Origin of the sequence: Mycobacterium sp. (assembly GCF_044223235.1) — a bacterium.
GTDB lineage: Bacteria > Actinomycetota > Actinomycetes > Mycobacteriales > Mycobacteriaceae > Mycobacterium.
Genome location: NZ_JBGAME010000004.1, coordinates 352,749 through 374,929, shown reverse-complemented (window position 1 = coordinate 374,929; position 22,181 = coordinate 352,749). Strand labels below are relative to the sequence as shown.

At 66.8% G+C, this 22,181-nt stretch carries 24 protein-coding genes and 1 pseudogene; 10 read left to right on the top strand and 15 right to left on the bottom strand.

Features of this window, described 5'->3' with window-relative positions:
• The first annotated feature begins 104 nt into the window (after window positions 1-104).
• The 3 genes from mftR to ADBZ6K_RS09355 are packed head-to-tail and all read left to right on the top strand — an operon-like array spanning window position 105 to window position 2,586.
• A complete protein-coding gene (gene mftR, locus ADBZ6K_RS09365) occupies window positions 105-716 on the top strand; it encodes a mycofactocin system transcriptional regulator MftR (protein ID WP_526345879.1) in 612 nt (203 codons plus the stop codon).
• A 53-nt stretch (window positions 717-769) separates the two neighbouring features.
• Complete coding sequence (locus ADBZ6K_RS09360; protein WP_526345762.1) at window positions 770-1,294, top strand: RNA polymerase sigma factor; 525 nt, start codon at window positions 770-772, stop codon at window positions 1,292-1,294.
• Window positions 1,291-2,586, top strand: a complete 1,296-nt coding sequence (locus ADBZ6K_RS09355) for a VOC family protein (protein WP_526345760.1) — start codon at window positions 1,291-1,293, stop codon at window positions 2,584-2,586. Before ADBZ6K_RS09360 ends, ADBZ6K_RS09355 begins: the two co-directional genes overlap by 4 nt.
• Window positions 2,587-2,595: 9 nt before the next feature.
• Here ADBZ6K_RS09355 and ADBZ6K_RS09350 read toward each other — a convergent pair whose 3' ends face one another.
• Both ADBZ6K_RS09350 and ADBZ6K_RS09345 read right to left on the bottom strand, forming a co-directional pair.
• The gene (locus ADBZ6K_RS09350) at window positions 2,596-3,771 is read right to left on the bottom strand and encodes an NAD(P)/FAD-dependent oxidoreductase (RefSeq protein WP_526345758.1); all 1,176 of its coding nucleotides are present in this window, start codon (window positions 3,769-3,771) and stop codon (window positions 2,596-2,598) included.
• A gap of 106 nt (window positions 3,772-3,877) precedes the next feature.
• The gene (locus ADBZ6K_RS09345) at window positions 3,878-4,324 is read right to left on the bottom strand and encodes an Rv2324 family transcriptional regulator (protein ID WP_526345756.1); all 447 of its coding nucleotides are present in this window, start codon (window positions 4,322-4,324) and stop codon (window positions 3,878-3,880) included.
• Between the two features lie 115 nt (window positions 4,325-4,439).
• On the opposite strand from ADBZ6K_RS09345, the gene ddaH reads away from it, so the two are divergent.
• Genes ddaH through ADBZ6K_RS09325 form a run of 4 tightly spaced genes read left to right on the top strand, consistent with a single transcriptional unit; the run spans window position 4,440 to window position 8,904 of the window.
• On the top strand, window positions 4,440-5,270 hold the full coding sequence (ddaH, locus tag ADBZ6K_RS09340; RefSeq protein WP_526345754.1) for a dimethylargininase: 831 nt from the start codon (window positions 4,440-4,442) through the stop codon (window positions 5,268-5,270).
• Window positions 5,267-6,511 carry an ornithine--oxo-acid transaminase gene (rocD, locus tag ADBZ6K_RS09335; RefSeq protein ID WP_526345752.1) on the top strand — a complete coding sequence of 415 codons (1,245 nt, stop codon included), beginning with the start codon at window positions 5,267-5,269 and terminating at the stop codon, window positions 6,509-6,511. Before ddaH ends, rocD begins: the two co-directional genes overlap by 4 nt.
• Before the next feature lie 36 nt (window positions 6,512-6,547).
• Window positions 6,548-8,026 carry an amino acid permease gene (locus tag ADBZ6K_RS09330; protein ID WP_526345750.1) on the top strand — a complete coding sequence of 493 codons (1,479 nt, stop codon included), beginning with the start codon at window positions 6,548-6,550 and terminating at the stop codon, window positions 8,024-8,026.
• Window positions 8,023-8,904, top strand: coding sequence for a universal stress protein (locus ADBZ6K_RS09325; RefSeq protein ID WP_526345748.1), 882 nt, complete (start codon window positions 8,023-8,025; stop codon window positions 8,902-8,904). Before ADBZ6K_RS09330 ends, ADBZ6K_RS09325 begins: the two co-directional genes overlap by 4 nt.
• A gap of 149 nt (window positions 8,905-9,053) precedes the next feature.
• Here the strand turns inward: ADBZ6K_RS09325 and ADBZ6K_RS09320 are convergent, their stop codons facing one another.
• The 9 genes and pseudogenes from ADBZ6K_RS09320 to ADBZ6K_RS09280 form a co-directional block, all read right to left on the bottom strand.
• Window positions 9,054-9,887: an SHOCT domain-containing protein gene (locus tag ADBZ6K_RS09320; RefSeq protein WP_526345746.1), complete on the bottom strand. Its 834-nt coding sequence runs from the start codon at window positions 9,885-9,887 to the stop codon at window positions 9,054-9,056.
• Between the two features lie 135 nt (window positions 9,888-10,022).
• A complete protein-coding gene (gene tuf / locus ADBZ6K_RS09315; protein WP_526345744.1) occupies window positions 10,023-11,213 on the bottom strand; it encodes an elongation factor Tu in 1,191 nt (396 codons plus the stop codon).
• Between the two features lie 175 nt (window positions 11,214-11,388).
• Entirely contained in the window at window positions 11,389-13,500 is a 2,112-nt protein-coding gene (gene fusA, locus ADBZ6K_RS09310; RefSeq protein WP_526345742.1) for an elongation factor G, read from the bottom strand.
• Window positions 13,501-13,581: 81 nt separating this feature from the next.
• Entirely contained in the window at window positions 13,582-14,052 is a 471-nt protein-coding gene (gene rpsG, locus ADBZ6K_RS09305; protein WP_526345740.1) for a 30S ribosomal protein S7, read from the bottom strand.
• Complete coding sequence (rpsL, locus tag ADBZ6K_RS09300; RefSeq protein WP_007167812.1) at window positions 14,052-14,426, bottom strand: 30S ribosomal protein S12; 375 nt, start codon at window positions 14,424-14,426, stop codon at window positions 14,052-14,054. Before rpsL ends, rpsG begins: the two co-directional genes overlap by 1 nt.
• A 275-nt stretch (window positions 14,427-14,701) precedes the next feature.
• Window positions 14,702-14,833, bottom strand: coding sequence for a hypothetical protein (locus tag ADBZ6K_RS09295; protein ID WP_526345738.1), 132 nt, complete (start codon window positions 14,831-14,833; stop codon window positions 14,702-14,704).
• A gap of 5 nt (window positions 14,834-14,838) precedes the next feature.
• A pseudogene (locus ADBZ6K_RS09290) lies at window positions 14,839-14,970 on the bottom strand (TetR/AcrR family transcriptional regulator); the annotation flags it as partial.
• Window positions 14,971-15,000: 30 nt separating this feature from the next.
• The gene (locus tag ADBZ6K_RS09285; RefSeq protein WP_526345877.1) at window positions 15,001-15,483 is read right to left on the bottom strand and encodes a DUF3558 family protein; all 483 of its coding nucleotides are present in this window, start codon (window positions 15,481-15,483) and stop codon (window positions 15,001-15,003) included.
• 59 nt (window positions 15,484-15,542) lie between these two features.
• Window positions 15,543-16,076, bottom strand: coding sequence for a DUF3558 family protein (locus tag ADBZ6K_RS09280; protein WP_526345736.1), 534 nt, complete (start codon window positions 16,074-16,076; stop codon window positions 15,543-15,545).
• Window positions 16,077-16,315: 239 nt separating this feature from the next.
• Between ADBZ6K_RS09280 and ADBZ6K_RS09275 the strand changes: the two genes are divergently transcribed.
• From ADBZ6K_RS09275 to ADBZ6K_RS09265, 3 genes are all read left to right on the top strand, one after another.
• On the top strand, window positions 16,316-16,726 hold the full coding sequence (locus ADBZ6K_RS09275) for a DUF3060 domain-containing protein (RefSeq protein ID WP_526345734.1): 411 nt from the start codon (window positions 16,316-16,318) through the stop codon (window positions 16,724-16,726).
• Window positions 16,727-16,789: 63 nt separating this feature from the next.
• Window positions 16,790-17,779: a C45 family autoproteolytic acyltransferase/hydrolase gene (locus ADBZ6K_RS09270; protein WP_526345732.1), complete on the top strand. Its 990-nt coding sequence runs from the start codon at window positions 16,790-16,792 to the stop codon at window positions 17,777-17,779.
• A gap of 10 nt (window positions 17,780-17,789) precedes the next feature.
• Window positions 17,790-18,047 carry a hypothetical protein gene (locus ADBZ6K_RS09265; RefSeq protein ID WP_526345730.1) on the top strand — a complete coding sequence of 86 codons (258 nt, stop codon included), beginning with the start codon at window positions 17,790-17,792 and terminating at the stop codon, window positions 18,045-18,047.
• Between the two features lie 8 nt (window positions 18,048-18,055).
• Here ADBZ6K_RS09265 and ADBZ6K_RS09260 read toward each other — a convergent pair whose 3' ends face one another.
• Genes ADBZ6K_RS09260 through ADBZ6K_RS09245 form a run of 4 tightly spaced genes read right to left on the bottom strand, consistent with a single transcriptional unit; the run spans window position 18,056 to window position 22,180 of the window.
• Window positions 18,056-18,832, bottom strand: coding sequence for a crotonase/enoyl-CoA hydratase family protein (locus tag ADBZ6K_RS09260; protein ID WP_526345728.1), 777 nt, complete (start codon window positions 18,830-18,832; stop codon window positions 18,056-18,058).
• Window positions 18,829-19,560 (bottom strand): PaaX family transcriptional regulator C-terminal domain-containing protein, encoded by a 732-nt coding sequence (locus ADBZ6K_RS09255; protein WP_526345726.1) that lies wholly within the window; start codon window positions 19,558-19,560, stop codon window positions 18,829-18,831. The genes ADBZ6K_RS09260 and ADBZ6K_RS09255 overlap by 4 nt, the downstream gene beginning before the upstream one ends.
• The gene (locus ADBZ6K_RS09250; RefSeq protein WP_526345724.1) at window positions 19,560-20,525 is read right to left on the bottom strand and encodes an enoyl-CoA hydratase/isomerase family protein; all 966 of its coding nucleotides are present in this window, start codon (window positions 20,523-20,525) and stop codon (window positions 19,560-19,562) included. The genes ADBZ6K_RS09255 and ADBZ6K_RS09250 overlap by 1 nt, the downstream gene beginning before the upstream one ends.
• Window positions 20,522-22,180, bottom strand: a complete 1,659-nt coding sequence (locus tag ADBZ6K_RS09245) for an acyl-CoA dehydrogenase family protein (RefSeq protein WP_526345722.1) — start codon at window positions 22,178-22,180, stop codon at window positions 20,522-20,524. Before ADBZ6K_RS09245 ends, ADBZ6K_RS09250 begins: the two co-directional genes overlap by 4 nt.
• Window position 22,181: the final 1 nt, after the last annotated feature.

The following is a 22,181-nucleotide window of genomic DNA, read 5'->3' as shown; positions in this document are numbered from 1 at the left end:
TCCTCTCGGTTCGAACGCCCCAGACACCTCGACAAATGTGATCGAGATCGCAAGAATATGGCATTGAGTGCCAGAACGGAAGGGAGTGGGCGTCGGTGACCGCGGTGCGAGATGGTTCCGAGACCCGGGTGGGCCGTCGTCGCTCGACCACCCAGGACCGCATCGCAGACACCGCGCTCGACCTTTTCGCCGCTCGCGGGTTCGACGAGGTCAGCGTCGATGACGTGGCCGCGGCCGCGGGGATCGCCCGCCGCACCCTGTTCCGCTACTACCCGTCGAAGAACGCGATTCCGTGGGGCGATTTCGACGCCCATCTGGACCGTATGCGCGACCTGCTCGCCGACGTCGCGTCCGACGTTCCCGTCGACGACGCCCTGCGCAGCGCCCTGCTCGCGTTCAACAACTTCGGCGAGCTGGAGATGGAACGACACCGGCAGCGGATGCGGCTGATTCTGCAAACCGATGCGCTGCAGTCATATTCGATGACGATGTACGCGGGCTGGCGCGCCGTGGTGGCGGCGTTCGTCGCGCGTCGGCTGCACACCGACAGCGCCGACCTGCTGCCCCAGACCGTGGCGTGGACGATGCTGGGCGCTTCGCTGGCGGCCTACGAACGCTGGCTGGCCGACGAATCGGTGTCGCTGACGCAATCCTTGGAGTCCGCATTTGCCGTGGTCAGCCAGGGTTTACAGGCGCTGGAGCGATCCGCGCCCTGAACCAGTTCGTGATCGGGCGTCGGAGTTCGGCCAGCAACGGCGACGATAGGAGCGTGAGCGCCGAAGGTGATCGCCGGGAGGCACCCCGGGCGCTGCTTCGGCTGTACGACGAGGCACTGCCGGTGGTGTACGGATACTTCGTCCGCCGCTGCGGCGATCGCGCGACCGCCGAGGACCTGACCTCGGAGACGTTCCTCGCCGCGATGGACGCCGCCAGAAAGGACGTGCCGCCTCCGATCACCGTGCCCTGGCTGGTCGGGGTGGCGCGCCACAAGCTCGCCGATCACTACCGCCGCAGGCACGACAGGTTCAGTGTGCCGGTCGCCGATCTTCCCGAAGTCGTGGACCCCGTCGACGACTGGGACGCCGCGGTGGACCGCATCGTGGCCGAAAGCGTGCTGGCCAGGCTGTCCGACCAGCACCGGACGGTCCTGGCGCTGCGCTACATGGACGACTGTTCGGTGCCCGAATGTGCCGAACTGATCGGCCGCACCGTGCACGCCACCGAGGCGCTGCTGGTGCGGGCCCGCCGCGCGTTCCGGCAGCAGTACCCCGAACCGGAGGGGGGAGCGTCGTGAACAACAGCAACGATCCGTTGACGGTGCTGCGCGGCAACGAACTTCCGGTCCAGCCCGATCCGGCGTTCGCGGCCCTGCTGCGGTCACGCCTGGAATCGGCGTTGTCCCTGCCAGATCGAACAGGAGAAGTTGTCATGAGTGGTACCGACACCGCCATCGCGGAACTCACCGCACAGTCGCAGGCGGCCTCCGCAAAGCCGGCACCCGCCCCAAGGCCGGCCGCGCTGCCCTACCTCACCGTGGCCGGCGCGCGCGCCGCGATCGCCTGGTACGTCGAGGCCTTGGGCGCCGCCGTGGTGGGCGAACCCATCGTGATGGACGACGGCCGCATCGGCCATGCCGAACTCGCACTCGCAGGCGGCGTTCTCTACCTGGCCGACGAATATCCCGAGATCGGATTGAAAGCCCCAGCGCCGCAGTCGACTTCGGTGAGCCTGATGCTTCACGTCCCGGACACCGACGCGGCGCTGAGTCGGGCATCCGATCTCGGCGCCACCGTCTCGCGCGAGCCCTACGAGAACTACGGCACCCGCAACGCGACGATCGTCGACCCGTTCGGGCACCGCTGGATGCTGTCGGGCCCTGTCACCGGGGCGGCCGTTCCCATTCAGCACGGCGACGTCGGCTACGTGTCGCTGTGGACACCCGACGCCGAGCGGGCGGCGCGCTTCTACGGCCGCGTTCTCGGGTGGAGCTACGACGCGGCCACCCACCGGGTGACCAACACCCGGCAGCGCATCGGAATCGTCAGCGCGCCGGGCCACAGCACGCTGGTCTGCTGCTACGCGGTCGCGGACCTGGCCGGCGCGCGGCAGTCCATCCTTGCCGGCGGCGGCTCGACCGGCGAACCGCAGGCCTTCGACTTCGGCATCGTGGTGGATGCCGTCGATTCACAGGGCACGGCGTTCGCGGTGTTCGAGCCTGCGCCGGGCACACCGCGGCCCGAACTCAACGGCGCCGGGCCCGGCGAGCTGTCCTACCTCACCTACCAGGTCGCCGACTCCGCCGCGGTCAAGGCCTTCTACAGCCGGGTGCTGTTCTGGACCTTCACCCCCGGGCGCATCGACGACGGCTGGGAGGTGGTCGGATCCCACCCGATGGCAGGCATCGCCGGCGGCAGCAGAACACCCGCGACGGTGCCGATGTGGACGGTCGCCGACATCGACGCCGCCGTCGAACAGGTGGTCGCGGCCGGCGGCACCGTCGTGCAGACTCCGGCTCGGCAGTCCTACGGAATGATGGCCGAATGCACCGACGACCAGGGCGGCGGGTTCTATCTGGGCCAGTTCTGAGGTAACGACTCAGCCCAGGGCGTCGCCGATCGGTGCGCCCGCGGCGATCTTCGCCCTGGTCTTCATCACCTTGCCCGGCATCCCGCCGCCGACCACGCCCACCACGATGCCGTCGCGTTCGTAGAACGCCAGGAACCGGCGGCCGTCGTCCTCGACGAGGTGTACGACATCATCGGCCTCGGGCTCGCCCAGGCATTGGATCTTGATGTCGTACTGATCGCTCCAGAAGTACGGCACGGTGACGGCGGCGGGCACCTGGATGCCCAACAACGCCGGGACCAGCACCCGGGCCTGCTCGGCGACGTTGCTCCAATGCTCGACACGCACCTGATCGCCCACGCTGTCGCGCCATGACGCGACATCCCCGATCGCCCAGACGTGTGGGGCGCTGGCGCGGCCGAATTCGTCGCAGACCACTCCGTCGTCCAGTGCGATACCGGAATCCGCCAGCCAATCGGTCGCCGGCGTGGACCCGATGCCGACCACGACCAGATCCGCGTCGATTTCGGTGCCATCGCTGAGCGTCACCGTCTCGACGTGGGTGTATCCGGAAACCTCCGCCACACCGACGCCGCACCGGACGTCGACCCCTTCGGCCCGGTGCAGCCTGGCCACCAGCTCGCCGATCTGCGGGCCGAGCACCGACGCCAGCGGCGTGGGCTGCGGTTCGACGAGCACCACCTCGACGCCGCGCAGCCGCAGGCTGGCGGCCACCTCGCAGCCGATGAAGCCGGCGCCGACGATGATCGCTCGCCCCACCGACGCAGCGTGCTCGCGCAGCGCCAGGCTGTCGTCGAACGACCGCAGCACCCGCACCCCATCCAGGTCTGGGAACGACGTGATTCGCTTGGGCACCAGGCCCGTAGCGATGATCAGCTCGTCGTAGTCCAGTTTCGTGCCGTCGGCGAGGGTCAGCCGGTTGGCGACGGTGTCGACAGTTCGCGCCGCTACACCGAGCAGCAGGGTGATGTCGTTGTCGCGGTAGAACTCCTCGGGTTTGAGCGTCACCACGTGGGTTTCGTCGCGCAGCACCTCCTTGGACAGCGGCGGCCGGTCGTACGGCAGGTGGTGCTCGTCGCTGACGATCGTGATCGCCCCGGTGAACTGCGAGCGCCGCAGCTGCTCGGCTGTGCGCGCCGCGGCCAGGCCGCCGCCGACGATCACAACGCCGTCGTCTGGTGTCACGTGGGTGGTTCTACACGATGCGGCCGACGAGGCGCACGCCACCTCCGGTGCGGCCGGGTCAGGGCAGGAGGTCAGGTCAGGTCAAGTCAGGTCAGGGCAGGTCAGGTCAGGGCAGGGCGCGCTCGATGATGTTCGACAGCACCACGATGCTCTCACTGCGCTCGATGTCGGCGCTGGACCTGATGCGCTCCAGCGCCTCCTCCAGGTGCCGCATGTCGCGCGCCAGCACATGCAGGATGGCGTCTGACGTCCCCGTCACCGTCGCGGCACTGACCACCTCGGGTATGACTACCCAGGCCGCCCGCAGCTGATCGGGAGCGATCGTGCCATGGCAGAACACCTGCACGTAGGCCTCGGTGTTCCAGCCCAGGGCGTTGCGGTCGATGACGGTGGTGAAGCCCCGGATGACGCCGTTGTCCAGCATGCGGTCGACGCGGCGTTTGACCGCGGGAGCAGACAGGTTCACCCGTTGCCCGATCTCGGCGAAGGTGGCCCTGGCGTGCTCGGCCAGCTCGGCCAGAATGCGCTCGTCGATTTCATCCAGACGGTCCATCGTCACCCCTCACGCAACAAACAACCGCCATGCTACGACTTACGCAAGCTATCGAGGGTGTACGCGCAATCTTCGGCGATTGATTGCGAAAACTATCCCCAATATCGTCATTTTCATGACGAGTTCCAATGTCGCCGCGGTCAGCCGTGCCGCCCGTACCCGCCATTACGCCATGACACCCCCGACGTTCTTCGCCGTCGAGTACGCCATCAACCCGTGGATGGACCCGTCGACCGTCGTCGACCCACATATCGCCATGAATCAGTGGGAGACACTGCGACAGACCTATAAAGCGTTGGGCCATAGCGTCGAACTGGTCGAGCCGCTGGCCGGGCTGCCCGACATGGTGTACGCCGCCAACGGCGGGCTGGTGGTCAACGGCAGGGCGGTGATCGCCCGATTCGCCTACCCGCAGCGCGCCGGGGAGGCCGCTGGCTACGCCGAGTGGGTGACCCGCCACGGCTACGAACCGCACCAGACCAGATACACCAACGAGGGTCAGGGCGATCTCCTGGTCGTCGGGTCGATCATCCTGGCCGGCCACGGCTTCCGCACCGATCTGCGCGCGCACGACGAAATCGCCGCGATCGTACGGATGCCCGTCGTCAGCCTGGAACTGGTCGACCCGCGCTTCTACCACCTCGACACCGCGCTGGCGGTTCTCGACGACACCACCGTCGCCTACTATCCGCCGGCGTTCAGCGAGGAGTCGCGGGCCACGCTGCTCCACCTGTTCCCCGACGCCATCGAGGTGGCTGACGCCGACGCCGATGTGCTCGGTCTCAATGTCGTCTCCGACGGGCTGAACGTCGTCCTGCCCGAATCCGCCACCGGCTTCGCCGAACAGCTTCGCGCCGCGGGCTTTCGCCCCATCGGTATCGACCTGTCCGAACTGCTGAAGGGCGGCGGATCCGTCAAATGCTGCACGCTGGAGGTGCATCCGTGACCATCCTTGACGCTGTGGACACCACCGGGGAAACCGCCACCAACGCGACGATCGCGCTCGACGCCAGCCACGTGGCCCACAACTACTCCCCGTTACCGGTGGTCGCGGTCAGCGCGGACGGCGCGTGGATCACCGACCTCGAGGGACGCCGCTATCTGGATTGCCTCGCGGCGTACTCGGCGGTCAACTTCGGGCACCGCAATCCCGAGATCATCGCCACTGCGCACCAGCAGCTGGACCGGGTGACACTGGTCAGCCGGGCTTTTCACTCCGATCAGCTCGCTCCGTTCTGCGCGGCGCTGGCCGAATTGTGTGGCAAGGACATGGTGCTGCCGATGAACAGTGGCGCCGAAGCCGTGGAGAGCGGCATCAAAGTGGCGCGCAAGTGGGGCACCGACGTCAAGGGCGTGCCCGCTGGGCAGGGGACTATCATCGTGGCGCACAACAACTTCCACGGCCGCACCACGACCATCATCAGCTTCTCCGACGACGAGTCGGCTCGGCGCGGCTTCGGCCCGTACACACCGGGATTCCGGTCGGTTCCGTTCGGGGACCTCGCCGCGATGGCCGACGCGATCGACGACGAAACCGTCGCCGTGCTGATCGAACCGATCCAGGGCGAGGCTGGCATCGTCGTCCCACCCGACGACTATCTGCAAGGCGTGCGCACGCTGTGCACCGAACGCCACGTCCTCATGATCGCCGACGAGATCCAGTCCGGGCTCGCCCGCACCGGCCGCACATTCGCCTGCGATCACTGGGGGGTGGTTCCCGACATCTATCTGCTTGGCAAGGCTCTCGGCGGCGGCGTGGTGCCGCTGTCGGCGGTGGTGGCCGATCGCGACATCCTCGGTGTGCTGCATCCCGGTGAACACGGCTCGACCTTCGGAGGCAATCCACTCGCCGCTGCCATCGGCCGCACCGTGGTTGCCATGTTGGGTCGAGGCGAATTCCAGTCCCGTTCAACTGAACTCGGTGCACGCCTGCACTCCGGGCTCCGCACCCTCATCGGTCACGGCGTGCTTGCCGTCCGCGGTAAAGGGCTGTGGGCCGGCGTCGACATCGATCCCCGCATCGGCACCGGAAAGCAGATCAGTTTGCGGTTGGCCGAGCGCGGTGTTCTCGTTAAGGACACCCACGGCTCAACGTTGCGCTTGGCACCACCCCTGATCATCACTGCAGATGAAATCGACTGGGCAGTCAGCCAGCTCGCAGACGTGCTGGCTGTCGCCACGTCATAGCTGTCCGTTCAGCGGACATTCAAGACAGGAAGCATCATGACTGCTCCTTCGTTGACCCTGCCTGCGCAAATGTTGCGCAGGCGCCCGATCGCCGGAGCGCCCGTCGCGCACGGAGCCGCCGATCACCTGCAACGCAGTATCGGCACCTTCCAGTTGACCCTGTTCGGTGTCGGGGCCACGGTCGGCACCGGCATCTTCTTCGTCCTCGCCGACGCGGTACCCGAAGCCGGTCCCGCAGTTCTGATTTCGTTCCTCATCGCCGGCATCGCCGCAGGCCTTTCGGCGATCTGTTACGCCGAACTCGCCTCGTCGGTACCGGTGTCGGGTTCGACGTACTCGTATGCGTACACCACACTCGGCGAGTTCGTCGCCATGGGTGTGGCAGCATGTCTGCTGCTCGAGTATGGCGTGTCCATCTCGGCTGTCGCGGTGGGCTGGAGCGGTTATCTGAACAAGCTGCTGGACAATCTGTTCGGCATCCAGATACCGCAGGCCCTAACGGCGGCGCCGTGGGACGATCCATCGGGCATCGTGAACCTGCCTGCCATCGTCCTGATCGCGATGTGCGCGCTGCTGCTGATCCGCGGCGCCAGCGAGTCGGCGACGGTCAACACCATCATGGTGATCATCAAACTCGGCGTGCTGGCACTGTTTGTCGTCATCGCGCTCACCGCCTACAACGCCGACCATTTCGCCGGCTTCATGGACAAGGGCTGGCACGGTGTCACCGCGGCGGCGGCAACCATCTTCTTCTCATTCATCGGTCTGGACGCGGTGTCGACCGCGGGCGATGAAGTGAAGAACCCGCAAAAAGCCATGCCGCGCGCGATCATCGGCGCGCTGGTGATCGTGACCTCGGTGTACATCCTGGTGGCCTTCGCAGGCATCGGCTCACAGCCGGCCGAACAGTTCGGCTCCGAAGAACAGCAGAGCGCCGGCCTCTCGGTGATCCTGGAGAACATCACCGGCAGCACCTGGGCATCCACCGTGCTTGCTGCCGGCGCGGTCATCTCGATCTTCTCGGTGACGCTGGTGGTGATGTACGGCCAGACCCGGATCCTGTTCGCGATGGGCCGAGACGGGCTGCTGCCCAAGATGTTCGCTCAGGTCAACCCGCGAACCATGACCCCGGTCAACAACACGATCATCGTTGCGGTGGTGACCGGCATCCTGGCGGGCTTCGTCCCACTGGACTACCTGCTGGACATGGTGTCGATCGGCACGCTGGTCGCGTTCATCGTGGTGTCACTGGGCGTGATCATCCTGCGCAAGCGCGAACCGGATCTGCCTCGGGCGTTCAAGGTTCCGCTGTACCCGGTCACCCCGGTGCTCTCGGTCCTCGCGTGCTTGTGGGTGCTGTCGGGTCTGCACTGGACGACCTGGGTGTGGTTCGGCCTGTGGGTCAGCGCCGCGCTGGTGTTCTACCTGGTGTGGAGCCGTCACCACAGCGCACTCAACGACGGTGGTGACGGCGTCATCCCGACCGCCGCTCCCGGGGTCGAGGACGCCTCGTGACCGTAGTCGTGGGGTATCTGGCCGGTAAGGCCGGATGGTCGGCACTTCACCTGGGCGTCGAGGCGGCCAGAACGCTGAAGACCTCACTGACGGTCACCACGGTGGTACCGCGGCCATGGACCACGCCCTCGCCGGCACGCATCGACGCGGAGTACGCGCAGTGGGCCGAGAAACTCGCGGCAGATTCCAGAGCTGAGGCAACGCGATATCTGCCCCCGATCGCCGAAGGGCTGGATATCTCGTTCCACACGGTGGCGCATCGGTCGGTGTCGGGCGGCCTGATGGAGGCTATCGACGAGCTCAAACCCGAAGTGCTGGTGCTGGGTTCGGCGGCTAGCGGGCAATTGGGTCAGGTGGTGATCGGGTCGACGGCCGATCGTCTGCTGCACTCGTCGCCGGTTGCCGTGGCCATCAGCCCACGCGGATATCGGGGCAGCGATTCCGGTCGCCTCAGCCGGATCACCGTCGGATTCCCGGGCACCAAGGACGCGGTGCCCATCGTCCGGCGGGTGGCGGAACTGACCGACCACCTTGATGTTTCGTTGCGGGTGGTCACGTTCGCGGTGCGCGGGCGCACCATGTACCCGCCGGAGGTGGGCCTGCACGCCGAGGACTCCATCCTGGCGACATGGGCGGTCAGTGCACGAGAAGCCTTGGAGCAGCTGAAAATCGACGGCGTCGTCGCCGACGACGTCGAGGTCGAGGCCGTCACTGGCAATGGCTGGGACGAAGCATTGGACGCTGTCGAATGGCTCGACGGCGAGATCCTCACGCTGGGTACGTCGCCGGGCCGGGGGATCATCAGCGTCTTCCTGGGCTCGCGCGGCACCAAGATCATCCGGCACAGCCCGGTCCCGGTTCTGGTGCTCCCCGCCTGAGCTCTCCCGCCATTTCCTGTGCGAGCAGGCGCAAATGGCCCCGAGAACTCCCGGTCCCTCGCGAGCGTGCGAGTCTGCACGCGACACGCCGAGCCTATGTGTGCAACTGCGCACGCTCGCGAGGGTTTACCGCGACACCTCGCCGAGCCCTACAACTGGGCGATGATCTGCTGGCGCTTGACGGTGTACTCGGCCTCGGAGACCGAACCCATCGCTCGAAGTGTCTCCAGCTCCTGCAGGCGCTGCGCGGTCGACGGTGGCGGGGGCACGGCGGGTGGCGGTGGGGTCACCGTCGGCGCGGGCGGTGCCGGCGCGTCGACCGGACGCCGAACAGCACGCCGAACGATCGCCTGCACCTGTTGGCGCGCAGCGGGATTCGCCCGCAGATCGACCATACTGCTCATGGCGATCCCATTGGCCTTGAGTACCTGCAGGATCTCCATCAGCGGGCCCGCCTGGCCGGTGAGGTCGTAGGTGCTGTTGTCGTCGGCGAGAGTGAACGTGGCCGGCATCAATCCGCTCACCAAAGCGCTGCGCCCCCAGTCGATCTGGTACTCACCAGTGGCAGGATCCACCAGCGCCACAAGGCGACGGTTGGTGATCATCGGCAGGCGCGCAACGGACGCTATGACCTTGTCCTGACTGGCGAATGGCGCGATCCCAGGACCAGACAGGTGCAGATCGAGCTTGACGACCGGCTGATCGTTGATACGGGTACTGGTGTCGTGGACTCCGGTGATCTGGGCCAGCGCAAGCACACCCTGCTCTTCGAGCGCCTGAGAGCGCGCCGCCGACTTTGCGCCATAATTGGCAATCGCCAGGGCGATGAGTACGTCGATGGCGGTGACCAGCAGTCCCACCCAAAACAACCATTTGAGCAGATCACTCTGGCCGATCGCGAAGAAGGCGATGAGGAAGACCGGGCCGACGAGCCCGCCGCACAGCAGAACCCAGGCCTGAGCCTTCACGTATCGCCACAACATAACTCAGCTCCTGGATCAGTGCCATTCGCGTGTCAGATTAACCCCGGTCCGGAGGTTGTGGCGGCCCTGTTGTGGGTGCAAAGCCAAAGCGGCGCCCAACCGTTAGGATGGGCGCCGCTTCTCGGTGCGTCTAGATCACTTGAGGATCTTGGTGACCCGGCCGGCGCCGACGGTGCGGCCACCCTCGCGGATCGCGAAGCGCAGGCCCTCGTCCATGGCGACGGGCTGGATCAGCTTGACGGAGATGTCGGTGTTGTCACCGGGCATCACCATCTCGGTGCCCTCGGGCAGGGTCACAACGCCGGTCACGTCCGTGGTGCGGAAGTAGAACTGCGGACGGTAGTTGTTGAAGAACGGCGTGTGGCGGCCACCCTCGTCCTTGGACAGGATGTAGACCTGACCCTCGAACTCGGTGTGCGGGGTGGTGGTGCCGGGCTTGATCACAACCTGGCCACGCTCGACGTCTTCACGCTTGATGCCGCGCAACAGCAGACCGACGTTGTCCCCGGCCTGGCCCTGGTCGAGCAGCTTGCGGAACATCTCGACACCGGTGACGGTGGTCTTGGTGGTGGTGGGACGGATGCCCACGATCTCGACTTCCTCGTTCACGTTGACCACGCCGCGCTCCACACGACCGGTGACCACGGTGCCGCGGCCGGTGATGGTGAAGACGTCCTCGACGGGCATCAGGAACGGCTTGTCGGTCTCGCGAACCGGATCCGGGATCGACTCGTCGACCGCGTCCATCAGATCCTCGACGGACTTGACCCACTCCGGGTCACCCTCGAGCGCCTTGAGCGCCGAGACGCGAACCACGGGGGCGTCCTCGTCGAAGTCCTGGGCGGCCAGCAGCTCGCGAACCTCCAGCTCGACGAGCTCGAGGAGCTCCTCGTCGTCCACGGCGTCGGCCTTGTTCAGGGCGACCAGGATGTAGGGCACACCGACCTGACGGGCCAGCAGCACGTGCTCGCGGGTCTGCGGCATCGGGCCGTCGGTGGCGGCGACCACCAGGATCGCGCCGTCCATCTGGGCGGCACCGGTGATCATGTTCTTGATGTAGTCAGCGTGACCGGGGGCGTCGACGTGCGCGTAGTGACGCTTCTCGGTCTGGTACTCCACGTGGGAGATGTTGATGGTGATGCCGCGCTGACGCTCCTCAGGCGCATTGTCGATCTGGTCGAATGCGCGCGACTCGTTCAGCGTCGGGTACTTGTCATGCAGAACCTTGGTGATAGCCGCGGTCAGCGTGGTCTTGCCGTGGTCAACGTGACCGATGGTCCCGATGTTGACGTGCGGCTTCGTCCGCTCGAACTTCGCCTTCGCCACTTGTGTGTCCTCCTGGACTTGTTGGTGCTTTGTCTTAAAGCAGGTTGTTCTGTTGAGTTGTGGTTACGCCAAGCCGGCGAGCCAGAGGATTACTGACCCGTCGCCTTCGCTGCGCTCGCGGCTCGGCTCCGGATCAGCTCCGCGCCTCGGGCGCCCCGGGGGGCACCCTCGATGCTCACTGACCCGTCGCCTTCGCGATGATCTCCTTCGACACGTTCGCCGGAACCTCGGCGTACGAGTCGAACACCATGGAGTAGTTCGCCCGGCCCTGGGTCTTCGACCGGAGGTCGCCGACGTAGCCGAACATCTCCGAAAGCGGCACATGCGCCTTGACGACGCGGGCACCGCTCCGCTCCTCCATGGCCTGGATCTGGCCACGGCGGGAGTTCAGGTCGCCGATCACATCACCCATGTAGTCCTCGGGTGTGGTGACCTCGACGGCCATGATCGGCTCCAGGATCACCGGCTGCGCCTGTCCGGCCGCCTTCTTCAGCACCTGAGAACCGGCGATCTTGAACGCCATTTCCGACGAGTCGACCTCGTGGTAAGCACCGTCGAGCAGCGTCACCTTCAGATTCACCAGCGGATAGCCGGCCAGCACGCCGTACTGCATGGCGTCCTGCGCACCGGCGTCCACCGACGGGATGTACTCGCGCGGGATGCGGCCGCCGGTGACCTTGTTCTCGAACTCGTAGGTCGCCCCGTCCTCGCCGGCGAACGGCTCGATGTCGATGAGCACCTTCGCGAACTGGCCCGAGCCACCCGTCTGCTTCTTGTGGGTGAACTCGACCTTCTCGACCTTGCGGCGGATGGTCTCTTTGTAGGCGACCTGTGGCTTGCCGACGTTGGCCTCGACCTTGAACTCGCGGCGCATGCGGTCGACCAGGATGTCGAGGTGAAGCTCGCCCATCCCGCCGATCACGGTCTGACCGGTCTCCTGATCCAGGTGCACCTTGAAGGTCGGATCCTCTTCGGCGAGCTTCTGGATCGACAGCGACAGCTTCTCCTGGTCGCTCTTCGTCTTGGGCTCGATGGCCACCTCGATCACCGGGTCGGGGAAGGTCATCGACTCCAGCACGACCTGGTTGTTCGGGTCGCTCAGGGTGTCACCGGTGGTGGTGTCCTTGAGCCCGATCACCGCGTAGATATGACCCGCGGATGCCGTGTCGACCGGGTTCTCCTTGTTGGAGTGCATCTGGAACAGCTTGCCCAGCCGCTCCTTCTTACCCTTGGTGGCGTTGATGACCTGCGCACCGGAGTCCACCTTGCCCGAGTACACCCGGATATAGGTCAGCTTGCCGAAGAACGGATGCGTGGCGACCTTGAACGCCAGCGCCGAGAACGGTTCGGCGGTCGACGGCTTGCGGACGATCTCGTCGTCCTCCTTGCCCGGCGCATGGCCGACGGCAGCCGGCACGTCCAACGGGGACGGCAGGTAGTCGATGACGGCATCGAGCATGGGCTGGACGCCCTTGTTCTTGAACGCGCTACCGCACAGCACCAGGTAGGCCTGCGAGTTGATCGTCAGCTTGCGCAGCGCGCCCTTGATCTCTTCGACGGACAGTTCCTCGCCACCGAAATACTTCTCCAGCAGCGCCTCGTCGGTTTCTGCCACGGCCTCGAGCAGCTTGGTGCGGTACTCGTCGGCCTTCTGCTGCAGATCGTCGGGAAGGCTCGACAACTCCAAGACGTCGTACTTTTCCCCGAGCTTGGTCTCGCCGCGCCAGACCTTGGCCTTCATCTCGACCAGGTCGACGACGCCCTCGAAGCCCCCCTCGGAGCCGATCGGCAGCTGGATCGGAATGACGTTGGCGCCGAGGCGGTCCTCCATCGTCTTGACCGAGAAGTAGAAGTCGGCGCCGATCTTGTCCATCTTGTTGACGAAGCAGATGCGCGGCACGTCGTACTTGTCCGCCTGGCGCCAGACCTGCTCGGACTGCGGCTCCACGCCCTCCTTGCCGTCGAACACGGCCACGGCACCGTCGAGCACCCGAAGGCTGCGCTCCACCTCGACGGTGAAGTCGACGTGCCCGGGGGTATCGATGATGTTGATCTGGTTGCCGTTCCAGAAGCAGGTGGTGGCAGCGGAGGTGATGGTGATCCCCCGCTCCTGCTCCTGCTCCATCCAGTCCATGGTGGCGGCCCCGTCGTGCACCTCACCGATCTTGTAGCTGATACCGGTGTAGTAGAGGATGCGCTCGGTGGTGGTCGTCTTGCCGGCATCGATGTGCGCCATGATGCCGATGTTGCGGACCTTGTTCAGGTCGGTCAGCACGTCCTGTGCCACGGCTGTCTTCCCACTCTTTCGCTTGCTAGTTAGGTGTATTCGTTACGCCCGGCCACCGCATTGATGCCGCCCGGCGGGAAATCACCAGCGGTAGTGCGCGAAGGCCCGGTTCGCCTCGGCCATCTTGTGGGTGTCCTCACGTCGCTTGACGGAGGCGCCCAGGCCGTTGCTGGCGTCGAGGATCTCGTTGGCCAGGCGCTCGACCATCGTTTTCTCCCGGCGCTGCCGCGAGAAGCCGACGAGCCAGCGAAGCGCCAGCGTGGTCGACCTGTCGGGCCGGACCTCGACGGGGACCTGGTAGGTGGCGCCACCGACGCGGCGGCTGCGGACCTCCAGGGCGGGCTTGACGTTGTCCAGGGCCCGCTTGAGAGTGACGACCGGATCGGTGCCGGTCTTGTCGCGGGCCTGCTCGAGCGCACCATAGACAATGCGCTCGGCCAGGGATTTCTTCCCCTGCAGAAGTACTTTGTTCACCAGCTGGGTGACCAGCTGGGACCCGTAGACCGGGTCATTCACCAACGGACGCTTGGGCGCCGGCCCCTTGCGCGGCATCAGCTCTTCTCCTTCTTCGCGCCATAGCGGCTGCGCGCTTGCTTGCGGTTCTTCACGCCCTGGGTGTCGAGCGAGCCGCGAATGATCTTGTAGCGCACACCGGGCAGGTCCTTCACACGACCACCGCGCACCAGCACCATCGAGTGCTCCTGCAGGTTGTGTCCCTCACCCGGGATGTAGGCGGTGACCTCAACCTGGCTGGTCAGCTTGACGCGGGCGACCTTGCGAAGCGCCGAGTTCGGCTTCTTCGGGGTGGTGGTGTACACGCGGGTGCACACGCCGCGACGCTGGGGGCTGCCCTTGAGGGCCGCGGTCTTCACCTTGGCGATCTTGTCGCGGCGACCCTTACGGACCAGCTGCTGGATGGTTGGCATTTACCGGCTTCCTGTGTTGCTTCTTTGTTCGTTGGCGGCTGATAGGTCTGCTGTACTGCGGTTATACCCCGGCCGCTTACCCCGCGATCGGGCGTGTCGCATGGGCCCGCACCGGTGGGTTTCCGATACGCGATAGACATGCAAATTGGCCCGGCGTGCGGGCATGCTTACATAACGACTGCCGCATGCGCCTCATCGGCCAGGCACGAGCAACCACAATACCAGGGCGGCCCGCGCCACTCCAAAACCCGCCGAGGTCGCTTGAGTGCGCACCATCAGCGCAGGTCAGCGGCACTCTTCAGCGCGAGCGCCAGCCACCCTTCATCGCCGCTCCATGCCGGGCGCCAGCCGCACACCATATCGGTGAACACCGCATCGGTGTCGACACCGATCATCACCCCGGTCATCTCCAGCTGTCCACGTGGTCGTAGAGCGACGAGCCCTTGGTGCCCAGTTGCGCGGCAAGGGCATTGATCGTCAGTGCATCCCAGCCCTCACGGACCGGGAAGGTCAGGGCGGCGTTGACGATCGAATCACGGCTCAGCCGCGCCGCCCCGCGGGGCCGGCCCGGCGGTCAGTTCACGCGATCCTGACTGAGCGCGGCGAGTTGCTCCACGACGGTGCACAGATCCGGCAGCATCGCCGGGTTCATGGTCTGGATGGACCAGGTGATCACGTCGCCGCCCTTGGCCACATAGATACTGCACGCGTTGCCGTCGAAGGCCTTGAATCCCTTGTTTCCATCGATGGACAATTCTGTCAGCGTGCGACCGGCCTGCTGTTCGAGTGTCCGCTCGGTATCCATGTCGCTGCCCCGGTACCACCAGGTGGAGATCCCCATCCCGGCGCCGACGGTGCCGAACACCGTGTTCTCCTGCCAGAAACAACCCGCGTCGTTGACCAACACCTTGGTGAACATCACCGACCCGACGGCCTTGTCCACGTCGGCGTCGGTCACTCCGTTGCAGTCGGCACTGTGGAAGCCTTCGGCCGCGGGCTCGGGTGCGGCGGGTGCACTCCTGGAATCGGGCGCGGCACATCCCGTCATCACGGCCATGATCGCCAGACCCGCGATCAGCGCGGGCCGGGGTGCGCCGGCGGAAATGCCTGCCACCGTCACATGTCCGACGACAACGTGGCCGACAACAGCTTCTCCGCATCCGGGCACGCGTCACCGGCGTTCTGTCCGCGGAACTGCACCCACCAGCTCAGCACACCCTGGCCGGCCATCGCGGTCGCCGCGCAGGACGACCCCGTCGGTGCGCGCCGCGCCAGGAATGCCTGGTGCCGTTCGACGACGGTGTCGGTGATCTGCGCCCCCCGCTCCTGCGCCACCGCGCGCTCGCGGTCAAGGCTGCCGGACTCGAACCACGAGAACGTCACATCAAGCAAGGTGGACTGTCGGGACACGACGTACTGACACACCGCGCCGCTGTACGGGCGAACGATGTTGTCGGCGCCGAGAGCCTCCTGGATGGTCTCGTCGAGCAGCAGTCCACAACGGTTGTCGACGTAGCCGTAGCTGCGGTCCGGGTCCGGGACGTCGGGCACCGCCCGCTCCGCAGACCCACTGACGGTGTGCGAGCATCCAGCGGCGGTCGTCGCCGCTACGACCGCCAGAACACCGAGCACCGTGCCACACCAACGCATCGCTCAACACGCTACTCAGCGCGCGATACAAATTCGACTCGTTGACGGCGTCCGATCAGGGAGCGAGCGTGACGAAGCTACCCCGGGTGCGGCAACCGGCAACGTAGTCTGCGAACAGCGGATGGACGATGCGAGCCCTATCTCTGGGACCATGGGCGGGACTTGGGAATGACGAACCGGCTGGATCGGGTACCCGCCTAGCCGACCGGTCCAGCGCCAATGTCGAAAGCGAGGAAAACATGCCCGTGCACCTCCCCCGGCTCATCGGATCCCTCGCCGCCCTGGTGGTGGCGGGCGCGCTGGCCGGTTGCGGGTCGGACAGCCAGGGCGGCAGTTCCCCGACCGTGACGGCGGGCACGTCGGGAGCGAAGGTCGAGATCGGCAACACCATCAACTACGGATCATTCGGGACCACCGCCGAAATCGACTGCGCCGATGGCAAATCCCTCAACGTGGGCGGTTCGAACAACACCCTGACGGTGGTCGGCAACTGCTCCAGTGTCAATATCACCGGCGCAGACAACAAGGTCACCTTCGACCGGGTAGACCAGGGCATCACCGTCATCGGCCTCAACAACACCGTGACCTACCGGGACGGCGACCCCAAGATCGACGATCTCGGATCCGGCAACCGCATATCCAAGAGTTAGCCGCAACACGCGGCGTCAGGCAATCCTTGACGCCGGACCACTGCGTCAGGTAAATCTTGACGCATGGCAGTTCAGTCGATCTCCCTGCACGCGTTTCGAGAAGATCTGCCCGGCCCGCGGTGGCGCGCACTGTACCGCGCGACGTGGCCCGGCTACCGGTCCTGGTACGTGCGTCCAGGAACCGGCCGGCGGCCGACGGTCGACGAAGCAGAGGCCGCCCTGGTCCGGCACATGCCCGAGCTGCATGTCGCCTGGCGGCGCCTGGTGAAGCTCGCGGACGGCGACGACACCACCGCCGCGATGCTCACCCACTGGAACATGCCGGCATTCGCACCCGCCTGCTCCCAGGCCGTCGTCACCACCGGAACTCGCGCACTGATTCGCAACTACGACTACGACCCCGCACTGTTCGAGCAGGTCGTGATGTCCACCCGGCTGACGGGCCGTCGGGTGATAGGTACGAGCGACTGCCTGTGGGGACTGCTCGACGGTATGAACTCCGACGGCCTCGCCGCGTCACTGACCTTCGGCGGCGCGCGGGGTTCGGGCCCGGGGTTCGGTATCCCGCTGGTTGTCCGGTATCTGTTGGAGGTCGCGGAGAACGTCGACGAGGCGTTGGCCGCGCTGCGCCGGTTACCCGTCTCGATGTCCTACAACATCACCCTCACCGACCGGACCGGGCAGTCCGCCACCGCATATGTGGCACCCGGCCGCCCGATGGAGGTCCGCCCGGTCGCGCTGGCCACCAATCACCACTTCGACGGTCCCGACGATGCCGAACACGCCAGGCGCTACCGCAGCGTCGAGCGCCACGACCATCTCACCGGCCTGTTGAGGGACGAGCCCCACCCAGACGAACTCGCCCGGGAGTTCGTCCGGCAACCGCTGCGCAGCGACGACTACACCGCCGGCTTCGGCACGCTCTACACCGCCGACTATCGCCCGGATGCGGGCGAGGTTCACTACCGCTGGCCGGGTACGACCTGGACCCGGACCTTCGAGTCCACCGACGCGGAGATCCGCATCGACGTTCCCGCCGGGCAGTCACCGTAAGATCCCCGCCATGGGCGCGGATTCCGGTGACACGCTCGCCGATCTGAGCGAGCGACAGCTGGCCGAGTTGATCCGTCGGGCGACCTCAGAGCTGAGCGCGCGAGGCACCCGGGAAGCGTTCGCGGAGATGCTCGGGGTGGTCGGATATGTCGGTGAACGCGTCGGTGACGCGGCTCGGCTGATGGCGGCCACATATTCGTGGAGCCAGGTCGCCGAGGTGTCCGGGACCTCGAAACAGGCCGCATGGGAGCGCTGGCGCACCGTCTGAGCGCACCGTCACGCGGGAGCGCCGTGCCTGCCTGCGCCTGCGGAGAAGCGCCCCGCACCCTCGACGGCCTCGTGCCTGACCAGGGAAATGCTGCCGAACTCGAAGGCCATCGCCTCGGTCTCGGTGACGCCCCACTGATGCAGCGCAGACAGACGGTCGGCACGCAGGCACTGCTGCGGGAGCTTGGCCAGCTCCGCGGCCAGGTCCTCGGCGTGACGACGGGCCTGCCCCGGCGGCACGACACGGTCCGCCAGCCCGATCGCGAGCGCCTCCTCGGCCTCGACGGGGCGCCCGGTGAGGATCATGTCCATCGCGCGGCCGTGGCCGATCAGCCGCGGCAACCGGACGGTGCCGCCGTCGATCAGCGGCACTCCCCAGCGGCGGCAGAACACGCCCATGACGGCGCCCTGCTCGACCACCCGGAGATCGCACCACAGCGCAAGCTCCAGCCCACCCGCGACGGCATAGCCGCTCACCGCGGCGATCACCGGCTTGGACAGCACCATCCTGGTCGGCCCCATCGGGCCCGGGCCGTCGCGATGGACGGGGTTGGCCTCCGGCGACCCGAAGGCCTTGAGATCCGCTCCGGCGCAAAAGGTTCCGTTGTCCCCCCAGAGCACCGCAACGGCCGCCGACTCGTCGCGGTCGAACTCTTCGAAGGCGTCACACAGCCCATGCGCCGTCGGACCGTTGACCGCGTTTCGCGCCTCCGGCCGATCGATGATCACCGTCGTCACCGGACCGCGGCGCTCGACCCGAACCGGGGCGGCGTCCTTCTCTGTCATGTCGCCTCCATGAGTTGCACATCATCGCGCCGCGCGACCAGTTCCGCGGCGAAGTCCGTGTAGGCCCTGCGCAGCGCATCGCCCGGCCAGCCCTCGGACAGCAGTTCGTCGGGAAGGACCGGGTCGGTGAGCAGATGGCGCACGATCGCCGCGGCGGTGGCGAACCGATCGGGAATGCCTGTCGCCGAAGACATGTCGTCGAGCAGTCGGCGGCCCGCGCTGGCCCAGTCGTTCAGATCCCACAGCGTGCCTGCCAACCCGTGCGGGTCTCCGTCGCGGGCGTGCAGAATCCGAACCCGCGGGGCCACCTCGCCGGGCACATCGGCGTCGATGTTGTCCGGCCTCAGCCAGACACCTTCCCGTAGTTCACCGAATCGCTTGTGCTGGAGGGTGGTTCGCAGCACAGCACGGTCCCGCGCGTCGACCCCGACGGCGGTGACGACCACGACGATCCATTCGCCGGCCCATGGCCGCATCCGCGGGTTGACGGCGTCGTCCTGACGACGCTGGCGGGCGAGCAGCCGGTCGCTGAGGCGGTATCCGTCCTGCGAGCGCACCAGGTCCCCCGCGCCGACCATCCGGGTGAGCGCTACCCGCACCGTCGACTCCCGCAGGCCGAAATCCGCTGTGAGCCTGATGAGTTCCGCTGCCGTTGCCCACGCGGGGTGCGCGCCGAGCAACACGCTCAACACCACCGAGCGCGCCGTCATCCGGGTGATCCCGGCCATCAGGGCACTCCGGATGCGCGGCGGCCGTGGTCGCCGAAGGGTTCGTCACGGTGCCGCACCGCCTCGCGGAATCCGTGCCGGGCCGCATCCGCGACGAAGGCGTGGCCCTCGGGCGTGTGCCGGGCGACGCCGTCGAACACGGTGCTGACCATTCGGCTCGTGGCGACGCCCTGCTGCAGCAACGCGGCGTTGCACGCCAGCTTGGCCATGATGAGCTGATTGACCGGCATCGCCGCGATGCGTTCGACGAGACGTTCGGCGCGATCGTCGAGGTCGGCAGCGTCGGGTGCCTCGACCGCGAGTCCCCACTCCGCCGCTTGCGCGCCGGTGATGCAATCGCCGGTGAACAAAAGGCGTTTGGCGCGTTGGTCACCGAGCCGATGGGCCCACAAACCTGCCGCCGGCACCCCCCACACCCGCATCGGCGGGTAGCCGATCTTGGCGTCCGACGCCGCAATCACCTGGTCGGCATGCAACGCGATGTCGGTTCCCCCCGCCACGCAGTAGCCGTGGATCTTGACCACCGTCGGCTTGTCGGCGTGCATGAGGCTGGCGAAGCCGCGAACGAACCTGCTCATCATCTGGTAGTCGATCATCGGATCCCACGGCTGGTCGGAACGATGGTTGACGGCCTGGGTCCGGCCGTCCAGCACGGTGCCGCGGTACCGGGCGTTGCCGCCCGCGGACGAGGATCCCTCGGCATACGCGGACAGATCGAAGCCGGCGCAGAAGCCCTCACCGCGCCCGGAGACCAGGATGACGTGCACACCCGGATCGAGGTCGGCCAGCTCGACCAGGGCCGACAGCTCCAGCGGGGTGTCGGCGACGATCGCGTTGCCCTTCTCCGGTCTGTTGAAGGTGATGCGAGCGACCCGACCGGTGACCTCGTAGGTCATCGTCTTGAGGTTGTCGAAATCGACGCCGCCGGACGGCGCGCCACGGGCGGGGCCGGGGTCGGCGCTCATCCCTTGACCATCGCCCGTTCGAGGATCGGCGCCAGGTCAAGGCCGGTGGGCAGCGTGCCGAACGCACCGCCCCATTCGCTGCCCAGCCTGGAAGCCAGGAACGCCTCGGCGACCGCGGGATGACCGTGCCGGACCAGCAGCGACCCCTGCAGCGCCAGGCAGATGTGTTCGGCGACGAGGCGGGCGCGGTACTGGATGGTGTCGAGGTCACCGAGCTGTGGCCGTAGGCGCTGCACGTGGCGATCCAGCCTGCGATCGGCACCGGCGGTCGTCTCAAGTTCGTCGAACAACACGTCGATGCATTCGGGACGTGTTGCCATGGCGCGCAACGTATCCAGAGCGCTGACGTTGCCGGAGCCTTCCCAGATGCCCATCAGTGGCGCTTCCCGGTACAGCCGCGGCATGCCGGAATCCTCGACGTAGCCGTTGCCACCGAGGCACTCCATCGCCTCGGCAGCGTGGGGTGTGGCGCGTTTACACACCCAGTACTTGCTGGCCGCGAGGCCGATGCGGCGCAGCAACTCCTCGGTCCGGTCGCCGCGGACGGCATTGTCGGTGGCACCCGCCATGCGCATCGCGACCATCGTCGCGGCCTCGGCCTCCACCGCGAGGTCGGCGAGGACGTTGCGCATCAGCGGCTGGTCGATCAGGTAGGCGCCGAACGCTTTCCGGTGCTGGGCGTGGTGAATGGCGCGGGTCAGGCCGCTGCGCATACTGGTCGCGCTGCCGAGGGTGCAGTCCAGCCGGGTGAGGTTGACCATCTCGATGATGGTCGGCACGCCCCTGCCTTCCTCGCCGACCAGCCAGGCCGTCGCGCCGTCGTACTCCACCTCGCTGGACGCGTTGGCGCGGTTCCCGAGCTTGTCCTTGAGGCGCTGCAGGAACATCCGGTTGCGGCTGCCGTCGGGCAGGACACGCGGCAGCATAAAGCAGGACAGGCCTCCCGACGATCTCCCGTCGCTTCGCTCGCCCCCGCGTACCTGCGCCAGCACCAGGAAGATGTCGCACATCGGCGCGGAGGTGAACCACTTGTGGCCCGTCAGGCGGTAACTGCCGTCGGCATCGGGGACGGCCCGGGTGGTCCCGGCCCGCACGTCGGATCCGCCCTGCTTCTCGGTCATGGACATCCCGGCGGTGATGCCCGCCTTCTCCGCCGGAACGCCAACCCCGGGGTCGTACGTGCGGCTGGTCAGCAGGGGCTCGTAGACCCTGGCCAGATCGGCGTTGAAGCGCAGTGCCGGAACCACCGCGTACGTCATCGAGATCGGGCAGATGTGCCCGGGTTCCGGAGTCCACACCGAGGTCTTGGCGGCGCGCACCACGTGCGTCCCGGTCCGGTCGTCGGCCCACGGCGCCGCATGCAGCCCGTGACCGACAGCCACCCGCATCAGCTCGTGATAGGCGGGGTCGTACTCGACCTCGTCGACGCGGTGTCCGTAGCGGTCGTGGGTGTGCAGGACCGGCCGGTTGCGGTCGGCGAGTTCGCCCCACCGCTGCGCCTGCGCGCCGCCGGACAGCGCACCGAGTTCGGTGACCTCATCCAGCCCCCACTGACCGCCCTCGCGGATCAGTGCCTCGATGAGCACCGGCGAACTCGCCGGGTTGTGGTTCTCCAGTGGGGGGACCTGATTGGTGACGACGTGCGTGTCCGGCATG

Bases quoted from the DNA above. Each gene is read 5' to 3' on its own strand.
- ADBZ6K_RS09345 (WP_526345756.1), bottom strand. From the start codon at position 4,324: ATGGACCGTCTGGATGAAATCGACGAGCGCATTCTGGCCGAGCTGGCC.
- ddaH (WP_526345754.1), top strand. From the start codon at position 4,440: ATGACGAGTTCCAATGTCGCCGCGGTCAGCCGTGCCGCCCGTACCCGC.
- ADBZ6K_RS09330 (WP_526345750.1), top strand. From the start codon at position 6,548: ATGACTGCTCCTTCGTTGACCCTGCCTGCGCAAATGTTGCGCAGGCGC.
- ADBZ6K_RS09320 (WP_526345746.1), bottom strand. From the start codon at position 9,887: ATGTTGTGGCGATACGTGAAGGCTCAGGCCTGGGTTCTGCTGTGCGGC.
- rpsG (WP_526345740.1), bottom strand. From the start codon at position 14,052: ATGCCGCGCAAGGGGCCGGCGCCCAAGCGTCCGTTGGTGAATGACCCG.
- rpsL (WP_007167812.1), bottom strand. From the start codon at position 14,426: ATGCCAACCATCCAGCAGCTGGTCCGTAAGGGTCGCCGCGACAAGATC.
- ADBZ6K_RS09295 (WP_526345738.1), bottom strand. From the start codon at position 14,833: ATGACCGGGGTGATGATCGGTGTCGACACCGATGCGGTGTTCACCGAT.
- ADBZ6K_RS09285 (WP_526345877.1), bottom strand. From the start codon at position 15,483: ATGGCCGTGATGACGGGATGTGCCGCGCCCGATTCCAGGAGTGCACCC.
- ADBZ6K_RS09280 (WP_526345736.1), bottom strand. From the start codon at position 16,076: ATGCGTTGGTGTGGCACGGTGCTCGGTGTTCTGGCGGTCGTAGCGGCG.
- ADBZ6K_RS09275 (WP_526345734.1), top strand. From the start codon at position 16,316: ATGCCCGTGCACCTCCCCCGGCTCATCGGATCCCTCGCCGCCCTGGTG.
- ADBZ6K_RS09270 (WP_526345732.1), top strand. From the start codon at position 16,790: ATGGCAGTTCAGTCGATCTCCCTGCACGCGTTTCGAGAAGATCTGCCC.
- ADBZ6K_RS09265 (WP_526345730.1), top strand. From the start codon at position 17,790: ATGGGCGCGGATTCCGGTGACACGCTCGCCGATCTGAGCGAGCGACAG.
- ADBZ6K_RS09260 (WP_526345728.1), bottom strand. From the start codon at position 18,832: ATGACAGAGAAGGACGCCGCCCCGGTTCGGGTCGAGCGCCGCGGTCCG.
- ADBZ6K_RS09255 (WP_526345726.1), bottom strand. From the start codon at position 19,560: ATGGCCGGGATCACCCGGATGACGGCGCGCTCGGTGGTGTTGAGCGTG.
- ADBZ6K_RS09250 (WP_526345724.1), bottom strand. From the start codon at position 20,525: ATGAGCGCCGACCCCGGCCCCGCCCGTGGCGCGCCGTCCGGCGGCGTC.
- ADBZ6K_RS09245 (WP_526345722.1), bottom strand. From the start codon at position 22,180: ATGCCGGACACGCACGTCGTCACCAATCAGGTCCCCCCACTGGAGAAC.